At 64.0% G+C, this 20,834-nt stretch carries 21 protein-coding genes; 10 read left to right on the top strand and 11 right to left on the bottom strand.

What is annotated here, in order from left to right:
• The 4 genes from UB31_RS23960 to UB31_RS23945 all read right to left on the bottom strand — a co-directional run bounded on the left by UB31_RS23960 (position 1) and on the right by UB31_RS23945 (position 3,285).
• Positions 1-1,611 carry an ABC transporter substrate-binding protein gene (locus UB31_RS23960; protein ID WP_045012663.1) on the bottom strand — a complete coding sequence of 537 codons (1,611 nt, stop codon included), beginning with the start codon at positions 1,609-1,611 and terminating at the stop codon, positions 1-3.
• A gap of 166 nt (positions 1,612-1,777) precedes the next feature.
• A complete protein-coding gene (locus UB31_RS23955; RefSeq protein ID WP_045012662.1) occupies positions 1,778-2,383 on the bottom strand; it encodes a TlpA family protein disulfide reductase in 606 nt (201 codons plus the stop codon).
• Positions 2,376-2,837: a DsrE family protein gene (locus UB31_RS23950; RefSeq protein WP_045012661.1), complete on the bottom strand. Its 462-nt coding sequence runs from the start codon at positions 2,835-2,837 to the stop codon at positions 2,376-2,378. Before UB31_RS23950 ends, UB31_RS23955 begins: the two co-directional genes overlap by 8 nt.
• A 19-nt stretch (positions 2,838-2,856) precedes the next feature.
• Positions 2,857-3,285 carry a DoxX family protein gene (locus UB31_RS23945; protein ID WP_045012660.1) on the bottom strand — a complete coding sequence of 143 codons (429 nt, stop codon included), beginning with the start codon at positions 3,283-3,285 and terminating at the stop codon, positions 2,857-2,859.
• 104 nt (positions 3,286-3,389) lie between these two features.
• On the opposite strand from UB31_RS23945, the gene UB31_RS23940 reads away from it, so the two are divergent.
• Positions 3,390-4,274 (top strand): LysR family transcriptional regulator, encoded by an 885-nt coding sequence (locus tag UB31_RS23940; protein ID WP_045012659.1) that lies wholly within the window; start codon positions 3,390-3,392, stop codon positions 4,272-4,274.
• A gap of 42 nt (positions 4,275-4,316) precedes the next feature.
• On the opposite strand, the gene UB31_RS23935 is transcribed toward UB31_RS23940, so the two are convergent.
• A complete protein-coding gene (locus tag UB31_RS23935) occupies positions 4,317-5,042 on the bottom strand; it encodes an alpha/beta hydrolase (RefSeq protein WP_045012658.1) in 726 nt (241 codons plus the stop codon).
• A gap of 158 nt (positions 5,043-5,200) precedes the next feature.
• Here UB31_RS23935 and UB31_RS23930 point away from each other — a divergent pair, with 158 nt between their 5' ends.
• Complete coding sequence (locus UB31_RS23930) at positions 5,201-6,181, top strand: helix-turn-helix domain-containing protein (RefSeq protein WP_045012657.1); 981 nt, start codon at positions 5,201-5,203, stop codon at positions 6,179-6,181.
• 235 nt (positions 6,182-6,416) lie between these two features.
• Here the strand turns inward: UB31_RS23930 and UB31_RS23925 are convergent, their stop codons facing one another.
• Positions 6,417-7,562, bottom strand: coding sequence for an acyl-CoA dehydrogenase family protein (locus UB31_RS23925; protein WP_045002319.1), 1,146 nt, complete (start codon positions 7,560-7,562; stop codon positions 6,417-6,419).
• A 125-nt stretch (positions 7,563-7,687) separates the two neighbouring features.
• On the opposite strand from UB31_RS23925, the gene UB31_RS23920 reads away from it, so the two are divergent.
• Positions 7,688-8,365 (top strand): alpha/beta hydrolase family protein, encoded by a 678-nt coding sequence (locus UB31_RS23920; protein WP_045002345.1) that lies wholly within the window; start codon positions 7,688-7,690, stop codon positions 8,363-8,365.
• A 3-nt stretch (positions 8,366-8,368) separates the two neighbouring features.
• On the opposite strand, the gene UB31_RS23915 is transcribed toward UB31_RS23920, so the two are convergent.
• A complete protein-coding gene (locus tag UB31_RS23915; protein ID WP_045012656.1) occupies positions 8,369-9,343 on the bottom strand; it encodes a ketopantoate reductase family protein in 975 nt (324 codons plus the stop codon).
• Positions 9,344-9,502: 159 nt separating this feature from the next.
• Between UB31_RS23915 and UB31_RS23910 the strand changes: the two genes are divergently transcribed.
• Positions 9,503-10,306 (top strand): enoyl-CoA hydratase-related protein, encoded by an 804-nt coding sequence (locus UB31_RS23910; protein ID WP_045012699.1) that lies wholly within the window; start codon positions 9,503-9,505, stop codon positions 10,304-10,306.
• Positions 10,307-10,316: 10 nt separating this feature from the next.
• Here UB31_RS23910 and UB31_RS23905 read toward each other — a convergent pair whose 3' ends face one another.
• Positions 10,317-11,201, bottom strand: a complete 885-nt coding sequence (locus UB31_RS23905; RefSeq protein ID WP_045012655.1) for a LysR family transcriptional regulator — start codon at positions 11,199-11,201, stop codon at positions 10,317-10,319.
• A 113-nt stretch (positions 11,202-11,314) separates the two neighbouring features.
• Here UB31_RS23905 and UB31_RS23900 point away from each other — a divergent pair, with 113 nt between their 5' ends.
• From UB31_RS23900 to UB31_RS23885, 4 genes are read left to right on the top strand one after another with little or no spacing between them, the layout of a single operon-like run.
• A complete protein-coding gene (locus UB31_RS23900) occupies positions 11,315-12,679 on the top strand; it encodes an FAD-dependent oxidoreductase (protein ID WP_045012654.1) in 1,365 nt (454 codons plus the stop codon).
• Between the two features lie 33 nt (positions 12,680-12,712).
• A complete protein-coding gene (locus UB31_RS23895; protein WP_045012653.1) occupies positions 12,713-13,717 on the top strand; it encodes an ABC transporter substrate-binding protein in 1,005 nt (334 codons plus the stop codon).
• 16 nt (positions 13,718-13,733) lie between these two features.
• Positions 13,734-14,507, top strand: a complete 774-nt coding sequence (locus tag UB31_RS23890) for an ABC transporter ATP-binding protein (protein ID WP_045012652.1) — start codon at positions 13,734-13,736, stop codon at positions 14,505-14,507.
• Positions 14,500-15,318, top strand: coding sequence for an ABC transporter permease (locus UB31_RS23885; RefSeq protein WP_045002326.1), 819 nt, complete (start codon positions 14,500-14,502; stop codon positions 15,316-15,318). The genes UB31_RS23890 and UB31_RS23885 overlap by 8 nt, the downstream gene beginning before the upstream one ends.
• A gap of 117 nt (positions 15,319-15,435) precedes the next feature.
• On the opposite strand, the gene gtdA is transcribed toward UB31_RS23885, so the two are convergent.
• Positions 15,436-16,476, bottom strand: coding sequence for a gentisate 1,2-dioxygenase (gene gtdA, locus UB31_RS23880; protein ID WP_045002327.1), 1,041 nt, complete (start codon positions 16,474-16,476; stop codon positions 15,436-15,438).
• A gap of 90 nt (positions 16,477-16,566) precedes the next feature.
• On the opposite strand from gtdA, the gene maiA reads away from it, so the two are divergent.
• Together maiA and UB31_RS23870 are read left to right on the top strand one after the other, a co-directional pair.
• Complete coding sequence (maiA, locus tag UB31_RS23875; protein ID WP_045012651.1) at positions 16,567-17,199, top strand: maleylacetoacetate isomerase; 633 nt, start codon at positions 16,567-16,569, stop codon at positions 17,197-17,199.
• A complete protein-coding gene (locus tag UB31_RS23870; RefSeq protein WP_045012650.1) occupies positions 17,189-17,701 on the top strand; it encodes a MarR family winged helix-turn-helix transcriptional regulator in 513 nt (170 codons plus the stop codon). The genes maiA and UB31_RS23870 overlap by 11 nt, the downstream gene beginning before the upstream one ends.
• Positions 17,702-18,060: 359 nt before the next feature.
• Here UB31_RS23870 and UB31_RS23865 read toward each other — a convergent pair whose 3' ends face one another.
• Together UB31_RS23865 and UB31_RS23860 are read right to left on the bottom strand one after the other, a co-directional pair.
• The gene (locus UB31_RS23865; protein WP_045012649.1) at positions 18,061-19,674 is read right to left on the bottom strand and encodes a benzoate-CoA ligase family protein; all 1,614 of its coding nucleotides are present in this window, start codon (positions 19,672-19,674) and stop codon (positions 18,061-18,063) included.
• On the bottom strand, positions 19,671-20,825 hold the full coding sequence (locus tag UB31_RS23860) for an FAD-dependent monooxygenase (protein WP_045002331.1): 1,155 nt from the start codon (positions 20,823-20,825) through the stop codon (positions 19,671-19,673). The genes UB31_RS23865 and UB31_RS23860 overlap by 4 nt, the downstream gene beginning before the upstream one ends.
• Positions 20,826-20,834: the final 9 nt, after the last annotated feature.

The following is a 20,834-nucleotide window of genomic DNA, read 5'->3' as shown; positions in this document are numbered from 1 at the left end:
CTATTCGTTCTTGTCCACATTCCAGAACATCGGTGTCGCTGGGCCGTCGATCACGCCGGTGAGCGATTTGCGCCATGCGCTCGGCGCCTGGAATTGGCCGAGCGGGACGTAGATCACCTGGTCGTAGGCTTCCTTCTGCACCTCAAGCGCGATCTTCTTGCTCTCCTCGGGCGAGGTTGCGCGGGCAAAGGAATCGCGCAACTCCTCGAGCTTGGGGTCCTCGGACCAGCCGTACCAGCCGCCACTCGTGCCCTTACCGCCCATCGGGACGTTGACCAGCGGGTTCAAGGAGTCGGCCGCGCCCTGGTAGGTGAAGAACATGTTCCAGCCGCCTTCCTTCGGAGACTTCTGGTTGGCGCGGCGGGTGACCACGGTCTGCCAGTCCATCGATTGAAGGTCGACCTTGAAACCGGCCTCGCGCAATAGCTGCGCGACTATGACCGGCTGCGCTTTCAGCAGGATCTGATCAGTGGGGGCCAGGATCACCACGGGCGTGCCGTCATAGCCGGACTCGGCCAGGGCTTTCTTGGCCTGCGCCAGGCCGTTGCCCTTGATCAAGGTCTCGCCGCCGGCATCGCTGGCCAGCGGCGTATCGCAGACGAAGAACGCGCCGCACAGCTTGTAGTATTTGGGATTGCCGATCTGCGCGTCGAGCACGTCCTTCTGGTTGATCGCGAGCATCGCGGCGCGGCGGATATTCACATTGTCGAACGGCGGATGCAGGAAGTTCATCCGGCCGAACGACTGGAAGCCGAATTTGTTCAGGATCGACACGGTGATGTCCGGATTGGACTCGAGCGCGGGCAGCATGTCGAACGGCGGCGTTTCAACGAAATCGACATCGCCGGATTGCAGCGCGTTGAGGGCGGTCTGCGCGTCCGGCATCGTGATCCACTCGACACGGTCGACCTTGACCACCTTGCCGCCCGAGGTCCATTCGGCCGGCTCCTTGCGCGGCACATAGTCGGTGTTCTTTTCGTAGATGGCTTTCACGCCGGGCTGGAATTCGCTCGCGACGAACTTGAATGGGCCGGAGCCGATCTGCTCCGGAATCTGCTTGATGATCGGGGTCTCGGCCAACCGCTTCGGCATCATGAAGGCGACAACGGCCGACGGCTTGGCGATCGTCTCCAGCACGAGGCCATAGGGCTCCTTTAGCTTGAGCACGATCGTCTTGGCGTCCGTTGCCTCGATGCCCGCCGTGAAGTCCATCAGCTTGCGCGCCATGCCGTCGACGCTCGTGCCCCAGCGCTTCAATGAGGCGACGCAGTCCTCCGCCGTCACCGGCGCGCCATCATGCCACTTCAGGCCGTCGCGCAGGGTGAAGGTGTAGGTCAGCTTGTCCGTGGACACCGTCCAGTCGGCCATCTGCGGCCGCACCTTGAAGCTGGAATCGATGCCGAGCAGCGTATCGTAGACCATGTAGCCATGGTCGCGGGTGATGATGGCCGTCGTGAAGCCGGGATCGGTGACGCGAAGGTCCGATTGCATCACCGCAGTCAGGATCTTCTTTCCGGTTGCGGCAGATGCAACCGACGTCCACGCAGCAGGAAGCGCCGATGGTGCAACAGCCGCAAGCTGAAGCAGTTTCCGTCGCGAGACGTGAACCATTCGCAATTCTCCCGATGCAAACGAGACCAGACGGCGGCTGCCGATGACGGGCAGCGTATGGTCTGCCGCCGCACCTTGCAATGATGGGTTGTCTCGTAAATCTGAATTCGTTTGCGATCGAGCAAGGGCCGTCGGAACCGGCGGCGCGACGACAGGCCGCCTCGTCCTAGCCCTGCTCGCGATAGAATTGCAGCAACCGCGCGCCCGCGGGTGAGAGCCACTCGGCTGCCCCGGTGATGTAGCCCTCGACGCGGTTGCCGGTTCCGACGAGATAGGTGATGGGCATGCCGACGAGCGGGAAGACCGAGGCGGATGACTCGGCCGCCGCTCCATACGCGTCGACGTAGCAGGCAAGGTTTTGCGCGGCGAGGCCGCCAAGGAACGCGCGGACCTTGCGCAGGTCCTTCGTGTCAGTGCAAACAGCGACAATATCCAGTTGATCGCGTTGCGATCCGGCGAGGCTTGCGAGCACGGGCAGATCGAGCCGGCAGGCTGCACACCACGTCGCCCAGAAATTGACGAGCGTGATGCGTCCCGGCTTCGCTGCCACCGCAACGTCCTTTCCATGCAGGTCCTGAAGCCGCAGCACTGGCATCACTACCCGCGGCCGCACCAGCGTGAACTGGCTGCGGCCCGTCTCGAACACCGGCGGCCATGTGGTGTCGCCGCCCTGCGCGAGGCTCGCGCGCGTAGCAACGAGAAGCGCCGGCGCCGCCATCAGGAGTGATCGCCTGGACAATGCGGCACGGTGCGCGCGGGTTGTCTCACGCATGGATATAGGCCCAGCCCTTCAGTTGCAGATCGACAACCCGCCCGATGCCGAAGGGGACGAGGCTCGCGCCTGATATCAGCGGGATCGAGACCTGTTCCCTGGCTTCCGCGATCGCCTTTGACGATGCGCACATGCTGTAGGTGAGATTTGGCAGCGACTGACGCAGTGTCGCGAGCGGCTCGATCAGCGTGGTCTTGTCCGCGCGAAACACTTCGATGCCCTTGCCGTTGGCGACGACCTCGATCAACAATTTCGCGCCCTTGTCGGCAAAGTGCTTTGCAAGATTGGCCGAGTAGCTGATTGCGTGTCCCATCACATAGGGCTCGTTGCTGTCGATCAGGATTACGACGCCGTCGACGAGACGATCGTCCTTGGCGGTGGCGGGGCCGCCTGCCGTGAGGATCGTGGCACCGGCGAGCAGGCCCCTGCGAGACCATCCATTGAGAGAGTGCATGGCGGCAGCGCCCTGCCGGTCAGAGTTGCCGTGGCGCGATCGGCGCCTTGCGACCACGTCCCCACAACACGAAGACGGCGAGCGCGAGCAGGACCAAATTGAGCGGCGTGACGACAGCCTCGCCGCGCGAGACATGGAAGACGATCGCAAACACCTGCAACACCGTACAGCCCAGCGCTGCCAGCACCGTCAACCGCGGCAGGATGCGCGTCAGCGCCGGCAGCAGGATGCCGATCCCGCCGGCGAGATCGATCAGCCCGATGATTCGAACGAAGGCTTCGGAGTGCTCGCCCGTCCACGGCATCATCGCGGCAAGCTGCGGAATCGGCGTCAGCAGCTTGACCAGCCCCGCGAAGGTGAACACGAAGAAGATCAGACCTTGTGCGACCCAGAGGCCGATGCGAAGGGTCCGGCCCGGGGCGGCGGTTTCAAGGGCAGTGGTCGACATGGTGGTTCTCCGTGGAACGAGGGGTTGCCACCATTTGATAGTTTCTCCATTTTTGATCATTATGTCTTCTGGGATAGGTTCCTTTCCTGGATGTTGATGATCTTATGGACTCCCTGGTCAGCATGAGGGTGTTTTGCCTGGTCGCCGAGCTGAAGAGCTTTGCGGCCGCGGCGGAGCGCCTGCGCATCTCGCCGGCGATGGCGAGCAAGCACGTGATGCAGCTCGAGAAGCGGCTGGGCACGCGATTGCTCAACCGGACCAGCCGCCGCGTCAGCCTGAGCGAGAGCGGCACGCTGTATTTCGAGCAGGCGCGCCAGATGCTGGATTCGCTCGACGAGGTCGAAGCCGCCGTCAGCAAGGCGACCGTCGTTCCGCGCGGCACGCTGCGGCTGACCGCGCCGGTGTGGATGGCGAACGCGATGTTCGCGGGGGTGCTGGCCGATTATCAGGCGCGCTACCCGGAGGTGTGTCTGGACGTCGATCTCAGCGGGCGTCTGGTCAATCTGGTCGAGGAGGGATTCGATCTCGCGCTGCGCGCAACCGGCGCGCCCGACGAGGCGTTGATCGCGCGGCCGATCACCAAGGTCGCCTTCTACATGGTCGCCGCACCCGCCTATCTCGATCGTGTCGGGCATCCGACCAAGCCGGCCGACCTCGCCGGTCAGGCCTTTTTGCACTATGCGCTTTATCCGGGAGAGAGCCTCTCCCTAAACAGGAATGGTACCGTCGAGACCGTCAAGCTCAAACCAGTCCTGCGCAGCGGCAACGAAACGTTGCTGCACATGGCCGCGCTGGAAGGCATGGGTCTCGCCTTCCTGCCGAAATGGCTGGTCACTGAGGACATCGCTGCCGGACGTCTCGTGCTCATCCTGCCCGACGACATCATCTTCGAAGGTCGCCTGTTCGCGGTCTATCCCAGCCGCAAATATCTCTCCGCGAAGGTGAGGACCTTTATCGACTTTGTCGCTGCCGACAAGCGGATGAGATAGCTGACGACAGCGACCGCGCGATCGAAGCTTCGGATGCGGCGGTCAGTCTCGCCCCGCCTCCATGATCGCCTTGGCAAGGCGTGCCGGATTGGAGAAGCACAGCTCATGGCTTCCCGCCACCTGCACCAGGCGGAATAGGCCGAGCTTCTCGGAGAGCCGCGGATGCCAGGCGTAGCTGTGCGGCAGCGCGGTATCTTCGGTGCAGTTGATGTAGGATTTAGCGAGCGGCGTCTCGGCCGGGTTGGCCTTGAGTGCGATCTTGTCGCTGAAGGTCTTCAGCGGATGCGGATTGAGGATGTCATAGGCGCGCTGCGCCGTCTCGAGATCGGCATCGTTGATGAAGGCCTCGCGCCAGATCGGGAAAGGCAGCACCACCGAACCATCGCCGCGCTCGGCCGCGATCATGTCGAACAGCCCGATATAGTGCGGCGGCACCATGTCGTTGAGCGACTCGCCATTGTTGGGGACGAAGGCGTTCCAGTAGACGAGGCGGCGGATGCGCTCAGGCACAAGGTCGGCGACGCCAGTGATGACCATGCCGCCATAGGAATGGCCGAGCAGGATCACATCCGTCAGATTGTTCTCGGCGAGATAGTCGGCGATCGACTGGATCGCTTCCTTCAGCCCCGTGGTCTTGGCGTCGCCCGGGCGATTGCCGCTGATCGTCGGGAGGTAGACCTGATGGCCGGCGGCGCGGATCGGTGCCGCGACCGGCTCAAGCTCGGCGCCGGTGTGCCAGGCGCCGTGAACGAGAACGTAGGTCGACATGTTGTGGCTCCTCCGCAGGATGTGGTTAGATCGGCATGAATTGGGTCCTTTGCGGCGCTCGCGAGGCGCGGCGGACAATTCTTGTTGTGCGAAGTGTGAACCGGCTGGCCATTTGCCGCTTGGCTGGGAGTGAACCGGATTGGTCTCGGAGTGAACCGATGGAGCAGGTCAATCCCACAAGCCGGCCGCGGTACGTCATCTGGAACACCGCGGAGACGCGGCCGGACGAACAGTTTTCTTATTACCGTGAGGCGATCTGCCAGGCCTTCATGAACCTGACGCCGGAATCGGCGACGACGTCACGCTTCCCGGCCAAGGTGGAGACGATCGGGCTGGGCGCCGGCGCGATCAACCGGGTGATGTTTCCCGAGCACACCGTCAATCGTTCGCGTGCCGATATCGCGGCGTCGCGCGAGAGCTGCTTCTATCTCAACTTCAAGCTCGCGGGGCGCTGCCGCATGCTCCAGGATGGGCGCGAAGTCAGCCTGTCGCGGGGCCAGGTCGGCATCGTCGACAGCGACCGCGAGGTGACACTGTTGCATGATCGCGGTCCGACGCTGGAGGTCGCTTCGTTCTGGGTGCCCTCGCGTGCCTTGCGCGATCGGCTGCCGCCGTCATTCGATTTCAGGGCCGAGCGCGTGTCCGACGATCCTTATGTCGGTCATCTCATCGTCGAGACGGCGCGCTCCCTGAACGCCGGCGCGTTGCGGATGGCGGAAGAGGATAGCGTTCGGCTGTTCGACGTGCTGCTCGATCTCGTTGCGCTCAGCCTGTCGCGCCGCTCGCGGGCGCAGACGTCGGAAGCCGCAAGCTTCGCGGACGCCACCGTGCTGGCGCTGCGCCGCGCCATTCACGAGCGGCTGCGCGAGCCGGGACTGACGGTCGCGGCGGTCGCCGGCGCCGTCGGCATCAGCGAGCGCTATGTCCACAAGCTGTTCGAGCGCTCCGGCACAACGTTTTCGGACTATGTGATGGATCGCCGCCTCGTGGGCGCGGCGGCCGATCTGAAGGATCCGGCCCTGGACGCCCGCGGGATCGGCGCGATCGCGTTCGATTGGGGCTTTTCCGATCTCTCCCACTTCGCGCGGCGCTTCAAGCAGCGCTTCGGCTGCCGGCCGCGGGATTGGCGCAGCCGGTGAGGGAGATTGCGTGAAACGGCTTGTGGCAACGCCGTCGCCCCGATGTCCGCTCGTCGTCCCGGCGAAGGCCGGGACCCATACCGCGTGATCTATCAATCGCGAAAGATAGGAGTACCGAACCACTAGTCTTGGCCAAACTTCTCCCTGTGGTTATGGGTCCCGGCCTTCGCCGGGACGACAGTGCTTTCGTGGAAGCAATATTGCCTCAAGCGCCTTTCGCCTGAGGTAAAGCGCCTCACAGCGACCTCGCAATCAACAGCTTCATGATCTCGTTGGTGCCGCCATAGATCTTCTGGATGCGGGAATCGATGAAGATGCGCGAGATCGGATATTCTTGCATGTAGCCGTAGCCGCCGAACAACTGGAGGCATTCGTCGGCGGTCTGGACCTGCTTGTCGGAGCACCAGTATTTCGCCATCGAGGCGGTGACGGTGTCGAGGTCTTTTGCGATCAGGCGCTCGATGCACCAGTCGACGAAGACGCGCGCGATCATCGCTTCGGTCTTGCGCTCGGCGAGCGTGAAGGCGGTGTTTTGAAAGTCCAGCAGCGGCTTGCCGAAGGCCTTTCGTTCCTTGGTGTACTCGGTGGTGAGTTTGATCGCGCGCTCCATCGAGGCGACGGCGCCGACCGCGAGCGACAGCCGCTCCTGCGGCAATTGCTGCATCAGCTGGGCAAAGCCCTGGCCTTCTTCCTTGCCGAGCAGGTTTTCCGGAGGCACGGTGACATTGTCGAAGAACAGCTCCGACGTATCTGAGGCATGCAGGCCGATCTTGTCGAGGTTGCGCCCGCGCTTGTAGCCGTCCGCGTCCGCAGTCTCGACCGCGATCAGCGAGATGCCCTTGGCGCCGACATCGCCGGTGCGGGCCACGACGATGACGAGATCCGCGGCCTGGCCGTTGGTGATGAAGGTTTTCTGGCCGTTGATGACGTAGGAATTGCCCTGTTTCTTGGCCGTGGTCTTCACCGCTTGCAGATCCGAGCCGGTGCCGGGTTCGGTCATGGCGATGGCGCCGACTATCTCGCCCGACGCCATCTTCGGCAGCCAGCGCTTCTTCTGCTCCTCCGAGCCGTAGTTGAGGATGTAGTGGGCGACGATGGCGCTGTGCACGGAGACGCCGGTTGTCATTTCCGGCACCGTGCTCTCGAGATCTTCCAGCACCGCCGCCTCATAGGCGAAAGTCGCGCCTAACCCGCCATATTCCTCCGGCACGCTGGTCAGCAGTGCGCCCATCTCGCCGAGCCCGCGCCAGGCGAAGCGGTCGACCATCTTCTGCTCGCGCCATGTTTCGGCATGGGGCGCCAGGTCCTTGGCGAGATATTTGCGGAACTGGTCGCGGAAGACATCGAGCTCTTCGGTCATCCAGGAGGAGCGATAGGACATGATCACCTCGGTTGATGCGGTTGCCAGCTTGGTAGGCCAGCCGGCCGTGGCAATTATTGTGTTTTCAGGCTGCGCCGGTGACGCTACCAAGGCGGCCGGAGTGGCGTCTGTCGGGATGATTGATTGTGGCTGTCAAAACTCAAGAGCTCAAGCTCGACATCGAGCGCATCGGCACGGTCTCGGCGATCCTGATGCAGCCTGACAATGCGCGCGCCTGCTACGTTCTGGCGCATGGTGCCGGCGCAGGAATGCGGCATGCCTCCATGGACAAGATTGCGGAGGGACTCGCAGAGCGCGGCATCGCCACGTTCCGCTTCAATTTCTCTTACATGGAAAAGAAACAGGGGCGTCCCGACGCGCCGGCTGTCGCGCACGCCACGATCCGCGCGGCGGTCGAGGAGGCGGCGCGATTGTGTCCCGGATTGAAGCTCGTCGCCGGAGGCAAGTCCTTTGGCGGACGCATGACGTCGCAGGCGCAATCCAAGGCGCCGCTGCCGGGTGTAAAAGGGCTCGCCTTCCTCGGCTTTCCCCTGCATGCCGACAAAAAGCCGTCGACGGAACGCGCCGAGCATCTCGCGCATGTCGATATCCCCATGCTGTTCCTGCAAGGCACGCGCGACGGGCTTGCCGATCTCGGCCTCCTCAAGCCTGTGATCGCGGCGCTCGGGACGAAGGCGACGCTGCACGAGATCGCTGGCGGCGATCACTCCTTCGCGGTGCTCAAAAAGTCAGGCCGCACCAACGAAGAGGCCCTCGCCGAGGTGCTCGACGCGCTCACCGCCTGGATCGACGAACTCGTCTGAAATTCACGCGGAATAAAGTCCCTTGTCGCGCGCTTTCTGGATCGCGAGCGCGGCGATCAGGTCGAGCGTCGGCGTCGACAGGCCGGCGGTGCGCGCAAACGCAGCGGGCGCCCTCACCAGCACGTCGATCTCCATGGCGCGGCCGAGCTCGTAATCCTGGAGCAGCGATGGTTTGTGGTTGGGGGCAGGGCCGCTGCGGGTCACGCGCTTGACCTCGGGGATGAAGTGCTGCGCGATGTCGTTGGCCTCGTTGAGCATGCGCGGAATCACTTCGGCAAAGGCGGCGTCGTCGCGCACGCCGCGCGCGGTTTGGCCGGTGAGCAGGCACAGCACCGACAGCGACATGTTGGTCAGCAGCTTTGACCAGATCGCCTCGCGGATCTCGGCGACCGGCGGCGATTCCAGCCGCGCGTCATTCAGGACGCCGCGAAGCTTTGTGATGCGCTCGCAATTGCGGTCGTCGCATTCGCCGATCAGCAGGCGGTTGCGGTCCGGCGTCAGGTTCTGCACCACGCCGGGCGCGACCACCTCGTTGGAGGAGAAGATCACGCCGCCGATGATCCGTTCCTTCGGGATGCAGGCGCGCAGGCGCCCGCCCGGATCGAGGAACGATATGTCAGGGGGCGTCGGGTGTCGTGGCGGCAGGCCGATCCCGTACCACCAGGGAATGCCGTTTTGCGCAAACACGATCGCGGTGTCGTCTTGCAGCAGCGGCTTTATGCTGGAAACCAGCCCCTGAAGCGCGGTGGCCTTCAGCGTAGAGATCACCACGTCCTGCGGACCGAGCTGGGCCGGGTCGCCGGTGGCGTTCACCTTGGCGCTTACCTCGGATTCGCCGACGCGGAGCTTGAGGCCGTTGGCGCGGACCGCCTCGAGATGTGCTCCCCGCATCACGCACGAGACCTCGTGGCCGGCGCGCGCGAGCCTGACCGCGAGATGGCTTCCGACAGCGCCGGAGCCGAAGATGCAGATACGCATATGTAGTGTCCCGTCCCTAATTCCCTGGCTGCCGCCCGGCGCCACCATGGCACAACCCGCCATGCGATGGGCGCGGCCGCCCCACGCCGGAAAGATATGGATCAAGTTCAGTGGCCTCGGCCATAGTGCGCGGCAATGAGTATGACCGGAGGATCGCCGATGACCGCCAGCCCCGTCCTGTGGACCCTCGACGCACGTGGTGTCGCGACCGTCACGTTGAACCGGCCGGAGGTCAACAACGCCTATGACGGTGCGCTGATCGCCGGCGTGCTCGCGGCGATGGATGAACTCGGCCAAAAGCCCAATCTCCGCGTTGTGGTGCTCAGGGGCAACGGCAAGCATTTTCAGGCCGGCGCCGACCTCAAATGGATCAACGGCGTGCGGCCGCAATCGACTGATGCCAACGAGGCGGCGTCCCGGGCGACCTTCGAGGCGGTGCAGCGGCTCAATACCTTGCCGATCCCGACGGTGGCGCTGGTGCAGGGCGGCTGTTTTGGCGGCGGCACCGGCGTGATTGCGGCATGCGACGTCGTGATTGCGGCCGACAACGCCCTGTTCTCGATCACCGAGGTACGCTGGGGCCTGACCGCCGCGATCATCATTCCGCAGCTCTGCGACGCCATTAGTGTACGGCAAGTCCGCCGTTACGCGCTGACCGGCGAACGCTTTGGCGCGGAGGACGCCCGCCGCATCGGCCTCGTGCATGAGGTGGTGCCGCTCGCCGAGCTGGAGGCCGCCGGCGCGAAAGTGGTCGAGCAGCTGCTTGCCAATGGGCCGGAGGCGATGGACGAGACCAAGCGGCTTGCACTGGAAAGCTCGTTCGGCGGGATGGCCGTGGATGATGCGGCCTATGGGCGGCTCGTACAGCTGCATTCGCTGAAGCGGCAGAGTGCGGAGGCGGCGGAAGGGCTGGCGTCGTTCGCCGAGAAGCGTGCGGGCAATTGGGGTGGTGGCAAAGGCTGAGCGACAAGCCTTACAGCGACGATGCGAGTGACGTCTTGAGCAGTGTCAGCAGCGCTTGCACCGCGGCCGCGTTGCGCCGCCGCTCGGGGATGGCGGCCTTCACCCACAATTCCGGAATTGGAAAATCGCGCAGCACGGGCTTCAGCGTGCCGTCGCGCAAAGCATCGGCCACGAGATAATGTGACATCAGCGCGATGCCGTTGCCGGCGATCGCGCTGCGCGCCAACACATGTCCTTCGTTGGAGGAGAGCAGCGGGCTGACCTGGATGCTGATGCGGCCGCGTGGCCCGTCAAAGATCCATTCGGGGCCGGTCGGCAGGAAGCTGAGGCAGCGGTGCTCGACGAGATCGCGCGGATGCTTTGGCGTGCCGTGCTTCTCCAGATAGGCGGGCGAGGCGCACAGCAGCCGCTTCAACACGCACAAGGGCTCGTCGACGACACCGCCGAAGGAGTGAGGGAAGGCGCCGATGGCGATGTCGAAGCCCTCGGTCACCGGATCGACCGGGCGATCGATCAGCACGATCTCGAGCTTCAGCCGCGGGTTCTGGGTCTGGAAGGCGCTGAAGGCATCGGCAAGCCGCGCCACGGTCAGCGAAGTCGGCGCCTTGATGCGGAGATGATCGACGAGGTCGTGGCCCTTCTCGCCCATGCGCGAGAGCAGATCGGTGGCATCTGTGACGACGCCGCGCGCGCGATGCACATAGCGCTGGCCGGCGTCGGTCAGCCGCAATTGCCGGGTCGAGCGGTGAAACAGTGGCGTGCCGATCCGCGCCTCCAGCTGCGTCACGCGCTTGGCCACGACCGAGGTCGAAACATTCAGTTTTCGCGCAGCGGCGGAAAAGCCGGCCGCATCGGCGGTGGCGAGGAAGGCCTGAAGGTTCACCAGGATGTCCATTTCGACCTTTCTCGATTCGCAAAAGCTGATCGCTTATTTTGATGGATTGTAGCTTGGCCCGCGTTAATTCATAGTCGGGACCAAGCAAGAGATTTTCAGGGATAGGACGCGCCATGCGGGCCACGACGATCGAAGAACCAGCGCGCCAGGTGCCGCTCTACGGCGAATATGAAGTCGTCGTTCTCGGCGGCGGCCCGGCCGGCATCGTGGCGGCAGCGTCAGCCGCGCGCGCAGGGCGAAAGACGTTGCTGATCGAGCGTTATGGCTTCCTCGGCGGCATGGGCACCGCTGCCGGCGTCACCAATTTCTGCGGCCTGCACGGTAACGTCTTTGGCCAGGCCCACCGGCTGGTGCAGGGCATGGCATCCGAGCTGCTGGCGCGGATCGATCTGCTGAACGGCCTCAACGCCCCGCATTTGATCCTCGGCAAGGTCTTTGCCCAGGCCTACGACACCGCGGCCTACAAGATCGCGGCCGATGAACTGCTCGCCAGCCACAAGGTGCACATCCTCTTCCACGCGCTCGGCGCCGGCGTGGTGATGGGCGATGACCGCCGCATCGACGCGCTGATGGTGGAGACCAAGGCCGGCCGGCAGGCGGTGCGCTCGGAGATCTTCATCGATTGCTCCGGCGACGGCGATCTCGCGGTGTGGGCCGGCGCGCCGTTCGAATTCGGCGACGAGCACGGCCATCCGATGTATCCGTCGATGATGCTCCGTCTCAACGGCATCGATCCCGAGAAGGCGGGCGAGGCCTGGCGCACCATCCCGCAATTGATGGAGAAGGCCACTGCTGCTGGAACGCACAAATTTCCGCGCAAAAGCGCGATCGTGCGGCCGCAGAAGTCCGGTATCGAATGGCGGGTGAATTTTACGCAAGTGGCGCGCGAGGATGGCCACGCCATCAATGGCATCGAACCGGATGATCTCACTCGCGGCGAGATTGAGGGCCGCAAACAGGCGCTCGCCGCCTTCGAATTCCTGCGCACCGTGCCGGGCTTCGAAAAATCCTACATCGTCGACCTGCCGCCGCAGCTCGGCATCCGCGAGACCCGCCGCATCAAGGGCGGCTACCAGCTCAGCGGCGAGGACGTGCTTGGCTGCGCCTCGTTCGAGGATTCGATCGGGGTCAACGGCTGGCCGATCGAGGCCCATGTTCCCGGCGACGTCGTCTTCACCTTTCCGCCGATCCCGGAATCGCGTGGCTATAATGAGCTGCCCTACCGCATGCTGGTGCCCGAAGGCGTCGACAATCTCCTGGTCGCCGGCCGCTGTGCCTCGATGACACATGAGGGCCAGTCGGCGGCACGGGTTTCCGGTGCCTGTTTCGTGATGGGGGAGGCCGCCGGTTCCGCCGCAGCGCTGGCGCTGTCGGGTAATCGGATTCCACGCGAAATCCCGGTTGAAAAGTTGCAGGAAACGTTGAAACAACAGGGCGCCTTCATCGGACGGGACCAGCCGGTGCCCGAGGGCCTGTGACGGGCTGCTAAGAGAACCACGAGAGGAAACGGGATGATCGGGATTGCGCGGCTCGCAGCTGCCGGCCTGGTGGCGATCATGGCGATGGGCACGGCCTGGGCCGAGGACGCGCTGAAGGCCAAGATCGGCGTGCTCCGCCTGTCGTCGTCCGCGCCCGTCTTCATCGCCCAGGACAAGGGCTATTTTCGCGATGCCGGCCTCGACGTTGAGCTGAAATTCTTCGACGCGGCGCAGCCAATCGCGGTCGCGACCACCTCGGGCGACATCGATTTCGGTGTCACCGCCTTCACGGCCGGTCTCTACAATCTCGCCGGCAAGGGCGTGCTGAAGGTGATCGGCGGCATGAGCCGCGAGAAGGCCGGCTATCCGCTGATCGGCTATTTCGCCAGCAACAATGCTTATGCGGCCGGATTGAAGACGCCGAAGGACCTCGCCGGCAAGCGCGTGGCCGTGACGCAGGTCGGATCGAGCTTTCACTATTCGCTCGGTCTGCTTGCCGACAAATACGGCTTCAAGCTCGCGGAGGTGAAGATCATCCCGCTGCAATCGCTATCGAACGCGGCGGCGGCGCTGAAGGGCGAGACGGTCGATGCGGCGCTGCTGCCGATTTCGACCGCGCGAAAGCTGATGGATGACGGCGGCGCGAAGTTCCTGGGCTGGGTTGGCGACGAGACGCCCTGGCAATTGGGCGCGGTGTTCGCCTCGCCGAAGACGCTGACCAACAAGGTGCTGGTGACAAAACTGCTCGGTGTGCTGGCAAAAGCCGACCGCGAGTATCACGACGTGATCCTCGCCGCGATGAAAGACGGCACAGCCCCGATCAACGAGCAGACCAAACCGCTGCTGGAGATCATCGCAAAGTACACCAATTTGCCGCTTGAGCAGGTGGTGGGCAACTGCGCCTATATCGATCCGGACGGCAAGCTCGACGTCAAGAACGTCGACAACCAGATCAAATGGCTCCAGGAGCAGGGCTTCGCCGACAAGGGCTTTGATGCGAATACGATCATCGCCAGGGATTTCGTGAGGGCGGATTGAGAATAGAACGCAGCACATGGACCTGATCGCCAACCACATCTCTCATCGCTTCGGCGATCTCGCCGTGCTCGACGACGTCTCGTTCACGGTCAGCGCCGGCGAAGTCGTGGCGATCGTCGGGCCGTCGGGCTGCGGCAAGAGCACGCTGTTGTCGATCCTCGGCGGGCTGTTGCAGCCGTCCTCCGGCGCGCCCGAGCTGCGCGGCACGCCGCCGGCGGACAGCCTCAATCCGCTGACCTTCGTGTTCCAGGATTTTGCGCTGCTGCCCTGGGCGACGGTCGAGGAGAACGTCGAATTCCCGTTGCTGCACGCGCAACTCTCGGCCGCGCAGCGCCACGCGCTGGTCGACGATGCTCTGCATCGCACCGGCCTGACCGATTTCCGCAAAACCTATCCAAAACAGCTCTCGGGCGGCATGCGTCAGCGCGTCGGCATTTCGCGTGCGCTGGCGGTGCGTCCCGCGATCCTGCTAATGGACGAGCCGCTGTCGGCGCTGGACTCGCAGACCCGCGAGCTGCTGATGGAAGATTTCGTCCGCCTGCTCGCCGACGGCGGCATGGGCGCGGTCTATGTCACCCACAATCTCGAAGAGGCCGCGCGGCTTGCGGACCGCATCGTGGTGCTGTCGCGTCGTCCGGGCCGCATTCGCGAGGTGGTGAGCGTGCCGATGACGCGCACTGAGCGCGGTGAAATCGCTGCGCGCGAAAAGCTGCTGGCGCTCCAGAACCAGATCTGGTCGCTGATCCGCAACGAGGCGATCGATGCCGAGCGCGAGGTGCAGCATGCTTGATCGCGCGGGTACGCCTCCGAAGGACGATACGACCCGGCGCGTCCGCTTCCGCGGCGCAGGCTTCGTGCCCGCGTCGAGCCGCTTCGGCGGCTGGATTGCGCTCGCGCTCGTCATTGCGCTCTGGCAGGCGGCCGGCAGCGGCGGTCTCGTCAATCCCCTGTTCCTGCCGGCGCCGTCGGCGATCGTGCGGGCGATCTATGAGCTCGCGGTGTCCGGCGCGCTCTGGCAGCATCTCTCGGCGTCGCTCCTGCGTATCGGCGTCGGCTGGCTGCTGGGAACGGCCGCCGGCATTGTGGTGGGCTTCGCTATCGGCCTATCGCGACTCGCACGCAGCGTCGGCATCACCTTCATCTCCGCACTGTTCCCGATCCCGAAGATCGCGCTGTTGCCGCTGCTGATCCTCTGGCTCGGCATCGGCGAAGAGCCGAAGATCGCGACGATTGCGTTAGGGGTGTTCTTCTCGACCGCGATCTCGGTCTATAGCGGCGTCGATGGGGTGCCGCGCAACCTGATCCGCATGGCGCAGAGTTTCAACGTGCCGTTCGCCACCATCGTGCGCAAGGTGATCTGGCCGGGCGCGCTGCCCGCGATTCTCGCGGGCTTTCGTATTACGGCGTCAGTGGCACTGCTGCTCGTCGTCAGCGCCGAGATGATCGGCGCGCAATATGGGATCGGTGCGTTCGTGTTGCAGGCCGGCAATCTGATGCAGACGGATCAACTGCTGGCGGGCGTGGTGATCTTGTCGGTATTCGGGTTGGTGGTAGGCAGGGTGATCAATCTGCTGGAGACGCGGCTGTTGCACTGGCGGTAGCCGCAATCAGCGCGCTAATACAAGGGTGGGCAAAGCGAAGCGTGCCCACCATCTTTTCATCAATTGCGGAGGCATGGTGGGCACGGCGCAAGGGCGCCTTTGCCCACCCTACGAAAGTCACGCGTTCCCGCGATCTTCCCGGAACAAGTCCAGCTTCTGCTGCACGGGCCGATCCGAGAAGCTGAACAGCACCGCATCCTCGTCCGCCTCGTGCGTCACCCATTGCCAGCTCGGCACCACGAACAAATCGCGTGGGCCCCATTCGAAGGTCGCCTCGCCGATACGGCTGCGGCCGTGGCCTTCGATCGGACAGAACACCGTGGCGTCGGTCGAACGATAGCGCGCGGTCTTGAAACCCTTGGGCAGCAGCTGGATGAAAGTGCCGATGGTCGGCATCGCGAAATCGCCGGTCTCGGGGTTGCTGAACTTCAGCTTCAGGCCGTGGCAGGCGTCCCACTCCTGGCTCGCGCGAGCCTTTTCCAGCGCCTCGCGGGTGTAGGCATAGGGATAGCTGAAGATCGGTGAAGTCTTTGATGATCGCTTGACGTCGACCGGCAGCAGATTGTGGCCGTAGCGCGCAAAGCTGTCGCCGGCCGGCCTCGTGATCTTCTGCTGGTCGTCCTTCGATCCTTCCGCAAAGGAGCAGTCGAAGAACTGCACCAGTGGAATATCGAGGCCGTCGAGCCAGAACATCGGCTCACTCGTTTCGTTGGAATGATCATGCCAGGTCATCGACGGCGTGATGATGAAATCGCCGGGCTCCATCGCGGTGCGCTCGCCGTCCACTGCCGTGTGGGCCCCCTTGCCTTCGAGCACGAAGCGCAGCGCCGACTGGCTGTGCCGATGCGCGGGCGCGACGTCGCCGGGCACCACCATCTGCACGCCGGCATAGAGCGAGGTCGTGATCTTGGATTGTCCGCGCAGGCCGGGATTCTCCAGCACCAGCACCCGCCGCTCAGCCTCCTTCGCGGTGATCAGTCGACCTGCCTCGGTCATGTAGTTGCGGATGACATCGAATTTCCAGAGGTGCGGCCGGCAGGCGCTTCTCGGCTCCGGCGTGATCAAATCGCTCATCACCGTCCACAGCGCGGTGAGATTTTCGCCGTCGATCTTCTTGTAGAAGGCCTCGCGTTCCGGCGTCTTGGTCACGGCTTCCATGGTGCGGCTCCCGTTCGTTTTATTGATTGACAGTATACTTACGATCTAGGTACCGTCAATGCGACGAACAAGAATGAAAGGGAGGTCTCGATGAAGCTGCATGGCTATTTCCGCTCCAGCGCCGCCTACCGCGTGCGGATCGCGCTGAACCTCAAGGGCCTCGGCGCCGAGCATTTGCCGCATCACCTTCGCAAGGGCGAGCAATGCGCGCCGGCCTACCTCGCCATCAACCCGCAGGGCCTGGTGCCGGCGCTGGAGGATGATGCGGGCGCGGTGCTGACCCAATCGGTTGCCATCATCGAATGGCTCAATGAGACCCATCCCAGCCCGCCGCTGCTGCCGAAAGAGCCGCTGCAACGCGCCAAGGTGCGCGCCTTCGCGCTCGCCATTGCCTGCGATACTCACCCCGTCCAGAATTTGAAGGTGCTGGCACGATTGCGCGAGCTTGGGCTTGCGGAGGAGAAGGTCCAGGAATGGGCGGCCTGGGTCAATCGCGAGGGGCTGTCGGCCTGCGAGACCCTGATCAGGGACGAGCCGGGGCCGTTCTGCTTCGGTAATGCGCCGACGCTCGCCGATCTCTGCCTGGTGCCGCAGCTCGCCAATGCGCGCCGCTTCGGCGTCGATGTCTCGGCCTATCCGCGCCTGCTCAAGGCTCAGGCCGCCGCGAAAGCGCTGCCTGCCTTCGCCAACGCTGCACCGGAGAAGCAGCCCGATGCCGAGTAAGCCTGCCGCTCCGATCACGATCGACGCGGTCTATGCCGCGCCGGGCTATCTGTTCCGTCGGATGCAGCAGATCGCCGTCTCGATCTTCATGGAGGAGTGCAAGGCGTTCGACCTGACCCCGGTGCAATATGCGGCGCTGATCGCGATCCACGCCCATCCCGGCATCGACGCGACGCGGCTGTCGGCGGTGATCGCCTTTGACCGCTCCACCCTCGGCAGCGTGATCGAGCGGCTTCAGGCCAAGGACTATATCGATCGCAGGCCTGCGCCCGAGGACAAGCGGATCAAGCTGCTCTATCTGACTAGGCCGGGCGCCGCGATTCTGCGCGAGATCGTTCCGGCAGTCGAGCGTGCTCAGGCGCGCATGCTGGAGCCGCTGAAGCCTGCCGACCGCAAGGCGTTGATGGGGCTCTTGGTGCAGCTCGTCGATCTCAACAACGAGGCGTCACGGGTGCCGTTGCGAGCCGAGGATGCGCTGGAGCATCTGGGGAAGGCGGGGTGAGGGGGTGGGAGGCTGCGCTCGCGCCTCATTCTCCACCGTCGTCCCGGCGAAGGCCCTACTGTATGCACACATCTTTTGACCGTCATCGGCAGCTTCAAAAAATGTGAGTCTTATCAAGGACGCAAACGTGCCCACGATAGGATCGCTCAAAAACCGGGGGGCATCTAAGTCCCTGTATCTGAGTCGGTTTTTGAGATGTGTGCATACACTAGGGCGAAGGCCGGGACCCATAACCACAAATCTTGAATTGGCGGGGATTGGCAATGACCACCCCACGCCACAACTACGGCCTCGGCGTATGGGTCCCGGCCTTCGCCGGGACGACACTGAATGTGCGGCGCGGTCACAGCCTCACAGCCTCACATCCGCAACAACGCCTGCCGATCAATCTTCCCCGTGCCCGTCTTCGGCAGTTCGTCGATGAAGATCACCTCGCGCGGATATTTGTACGGCAGCAGCTTGCCCTTCACGTAGTCCTGGAGCTTTCGCGTCGCCTCGCTCTGGTCGGCGCCGCTTCTATTCATCACCACCACAGCCTTCAGCGTCATGCGCCGGTCCGGTAGCTCCGCCGCGAACACCGCGCATTCGCGAATGTCGGGGTGGTCGGCGAGGCACAGCTCGACCTCGAGCGGATAAACCCACTGGCCGGAAATCTTGATGAGGTCATCGGCGCGGCCACGGAAGAAGTGGAAGCCTTCGCTGTCGCGGACGAAGCGGTCGCCGGTGTAGATCCAGCCGCCCTCACGAATCGTCTCGGCGGATTTGTCCGGCCGGTTCCAGTACAGCGGCGTGTTGGAATCACCGCGTACCCACAAAATGCCTTCCTCATTGTCGCCGACGTCGCGACCGTCCTTGTCGCGAAGCGCGACCTCGTAGCCAGGCACGCGCAGGCCCGCCGCGCCGAGCTTCTTCTGCCCCTCGCGGTTGGAGAGGTAGATGTGCAGCACCTCAGTCGAGCCGAGGCCTTCGACAATCTCAAGTCCCGTGAGCGTCTTCCAGCCGTTGAACACGTCGGCCGAGAGCACTTCGGCGGCGGACAGCGCCATGCGCAGCGACGAGAAATTTGTCTTGTCCGCGCCTGCGGCCTTGGTCAGGGACGTATAGAGCGTCGGCAGGCCGAAGAAGACCGTCGGCTTGTACTGTTCGATCGCTGCGAAGATCGTTGCCGGCTTAGGCTGGCCCGGCAGCAGCAGCGTCACGGCGCCGGCCGAGAACGGGAAGGTGACGGAATTGCCAAAGCCGTAGGCGAAGAAGATCTTCGGCACCGAGAAGCAGATGTCGTCCGGCGCGAGTTTCAGCACGTTCTGGGCGAAAGCGGCATCGCTATAGGCCATATCGTGCTGGAGATGCACGATGCCCTTGGGCCGGCCGGTCGAGCCGGACGAGTACATCCAGAACGCCATCTCGTCGCGATGCGTATCGGCTTCTGCGCGCTCGGTCGGGAATTGAGGAAGCCAGTCTGCTGCGGCGATCGCTTCCGGTGCGGCGTGGTCGCGCACCTCGCCATTGACGACGATCAATGTGCGCAGGCAGGTCGCCTTGCAGGCCTCTGCATTGAAGCGCGCGCAAAACTCCGACTCGGCCACCGCAACACTGGCGCCGGAATCCGCGAGATAGAATTGCAGGAGATCCGGCGGCGTCAGCGTATTGATCAGCAGCGGCACGAAGCCGGCGCGCACCGCGCCGAAGAACGCGGCCGGATAGGCCGGGGTGTCGTCGAGGAACAGCAGCACGCGGTCGCCGCGCTTCAGGCCGAGCGCGGCAAAACCATTGCCCCAGCGGCTGGCGTCAGCGCACAGCTCGGCATAGCTGCGCGTGCCCGCCGGACCGATGAGTGCGAGCCTGTCACCATGTCCCTTGGCGAGATTGTCGAACAGCACGCGGCTGGCATTGTAGATTTGCGGAACGGCAAAGCCGATCTCGTGGGCGCCCGCGCAGTCGGCGGGTACCTGGTCGCGAATCTCGTTGCTCATGCCGTAGTCCCGCCGTCCGCGTCTCCGCCGTTCTTCTCGGCCTCGTAGCGCGCCATGAAGGCGGGCGCCATCGCCCGCAGCCGGGAATCGTCGATGCGGCCTGAGCGGGTGATGTAGCTATAGGCAAAGTCGATCAGGCCGAGCTGCATGTGCTGGGCAAAGTGCTCGTACCAAAAGGCGCTCGTGCGTGCGGCGTTGACGAGCTTCTGCACCACCGGCTTTCGCGCAGCCTGGTAGCGATGCAGCGCGGTCGTCAGATGCGCATCCGATTCCAGCGCCTTGACCAGCGCGATGGCGTCCTCGATCGCGAGCCGCGTGCCCGAGCCGATCGAGAAATGCGCCGAGTGCAGGGCATCTCCAATCAGCACCATGTTCTTGAACGACCAATGCTCGTTCCAGACCCACGGAAAATTACGCCACACCGATTTGTTGGAAACCAGGCAGTGGCCGCCGAGCGTGTCGGCAAACACCTCCTCGCAGACGCCCTTGGACTGCTCGACGTCTTTGTAGGCGAAGCCATAGGCCTGCCAGGTGGCATGGTCGCATTCGACCAGGAAGGTGCTCATGTTCGGTGAATAGCGATAGTGATGGGCGTTGAAGGCGCCGCGGTCGGTCTTGACGAAGGTCTGCGACAGCGTGTCGAAGCGTTTTGACGTGCCGTACCAGACGAATTTGTTTGAGGAGTAGGACAGCGAGGTGCCGAAATCGCCCTCGTAGGCGCGGCGCACCAGCGAGTTCAAGCCGTCGGCGGCGACGATCAAATCGTGGCCGTTGAGCTGGTCGATCGTGTGAATTGGCGTGTCGAAGCGCGGGGTGACGCCGGCGTCAAGCGCGCGCTGCTGGAGGAACTGCAAGAGCTCGAGCCGGCCGATCGAGGAGAACCCGACGCCGTCGATGGCGACGTTGTCGCCGTGCAGGCTCAGCGTGATGTTCTCCCAGCTCTCCATATGCGGCGCGATCGCATCGACCGTCTCGGGGTCGTCGGCGCGCAGGAATTCCAGTGCCTGGTCGGAGAACACCACGCCAAAACCCCAGGTCGCGTCGGCCGGGTTCTGTTCGAACAGGTCGACTTGATCCTCGGGGTGACGCTTCTTCCAGAGATAGGCGAAGTAGAGCCCACCGGGCCCCCCGCCGATCACGGCGATCCGCAATGTCCGCCT

The sequence above is a fragment of the Bradyrhizobium sp. LTSP849 genome (genome assembly GCF_000938255.1).
Lineage (GTDB): Bacteria > Pseudomonadota > Alphaproteobacteria > Rhizobiales > Xanthobacteraceae > Bradyrhizobium.
Note: the sequence above shows the minus strand (reverse complement) of the source record. Positions and strands in the feature narration are given on the sequence as shown.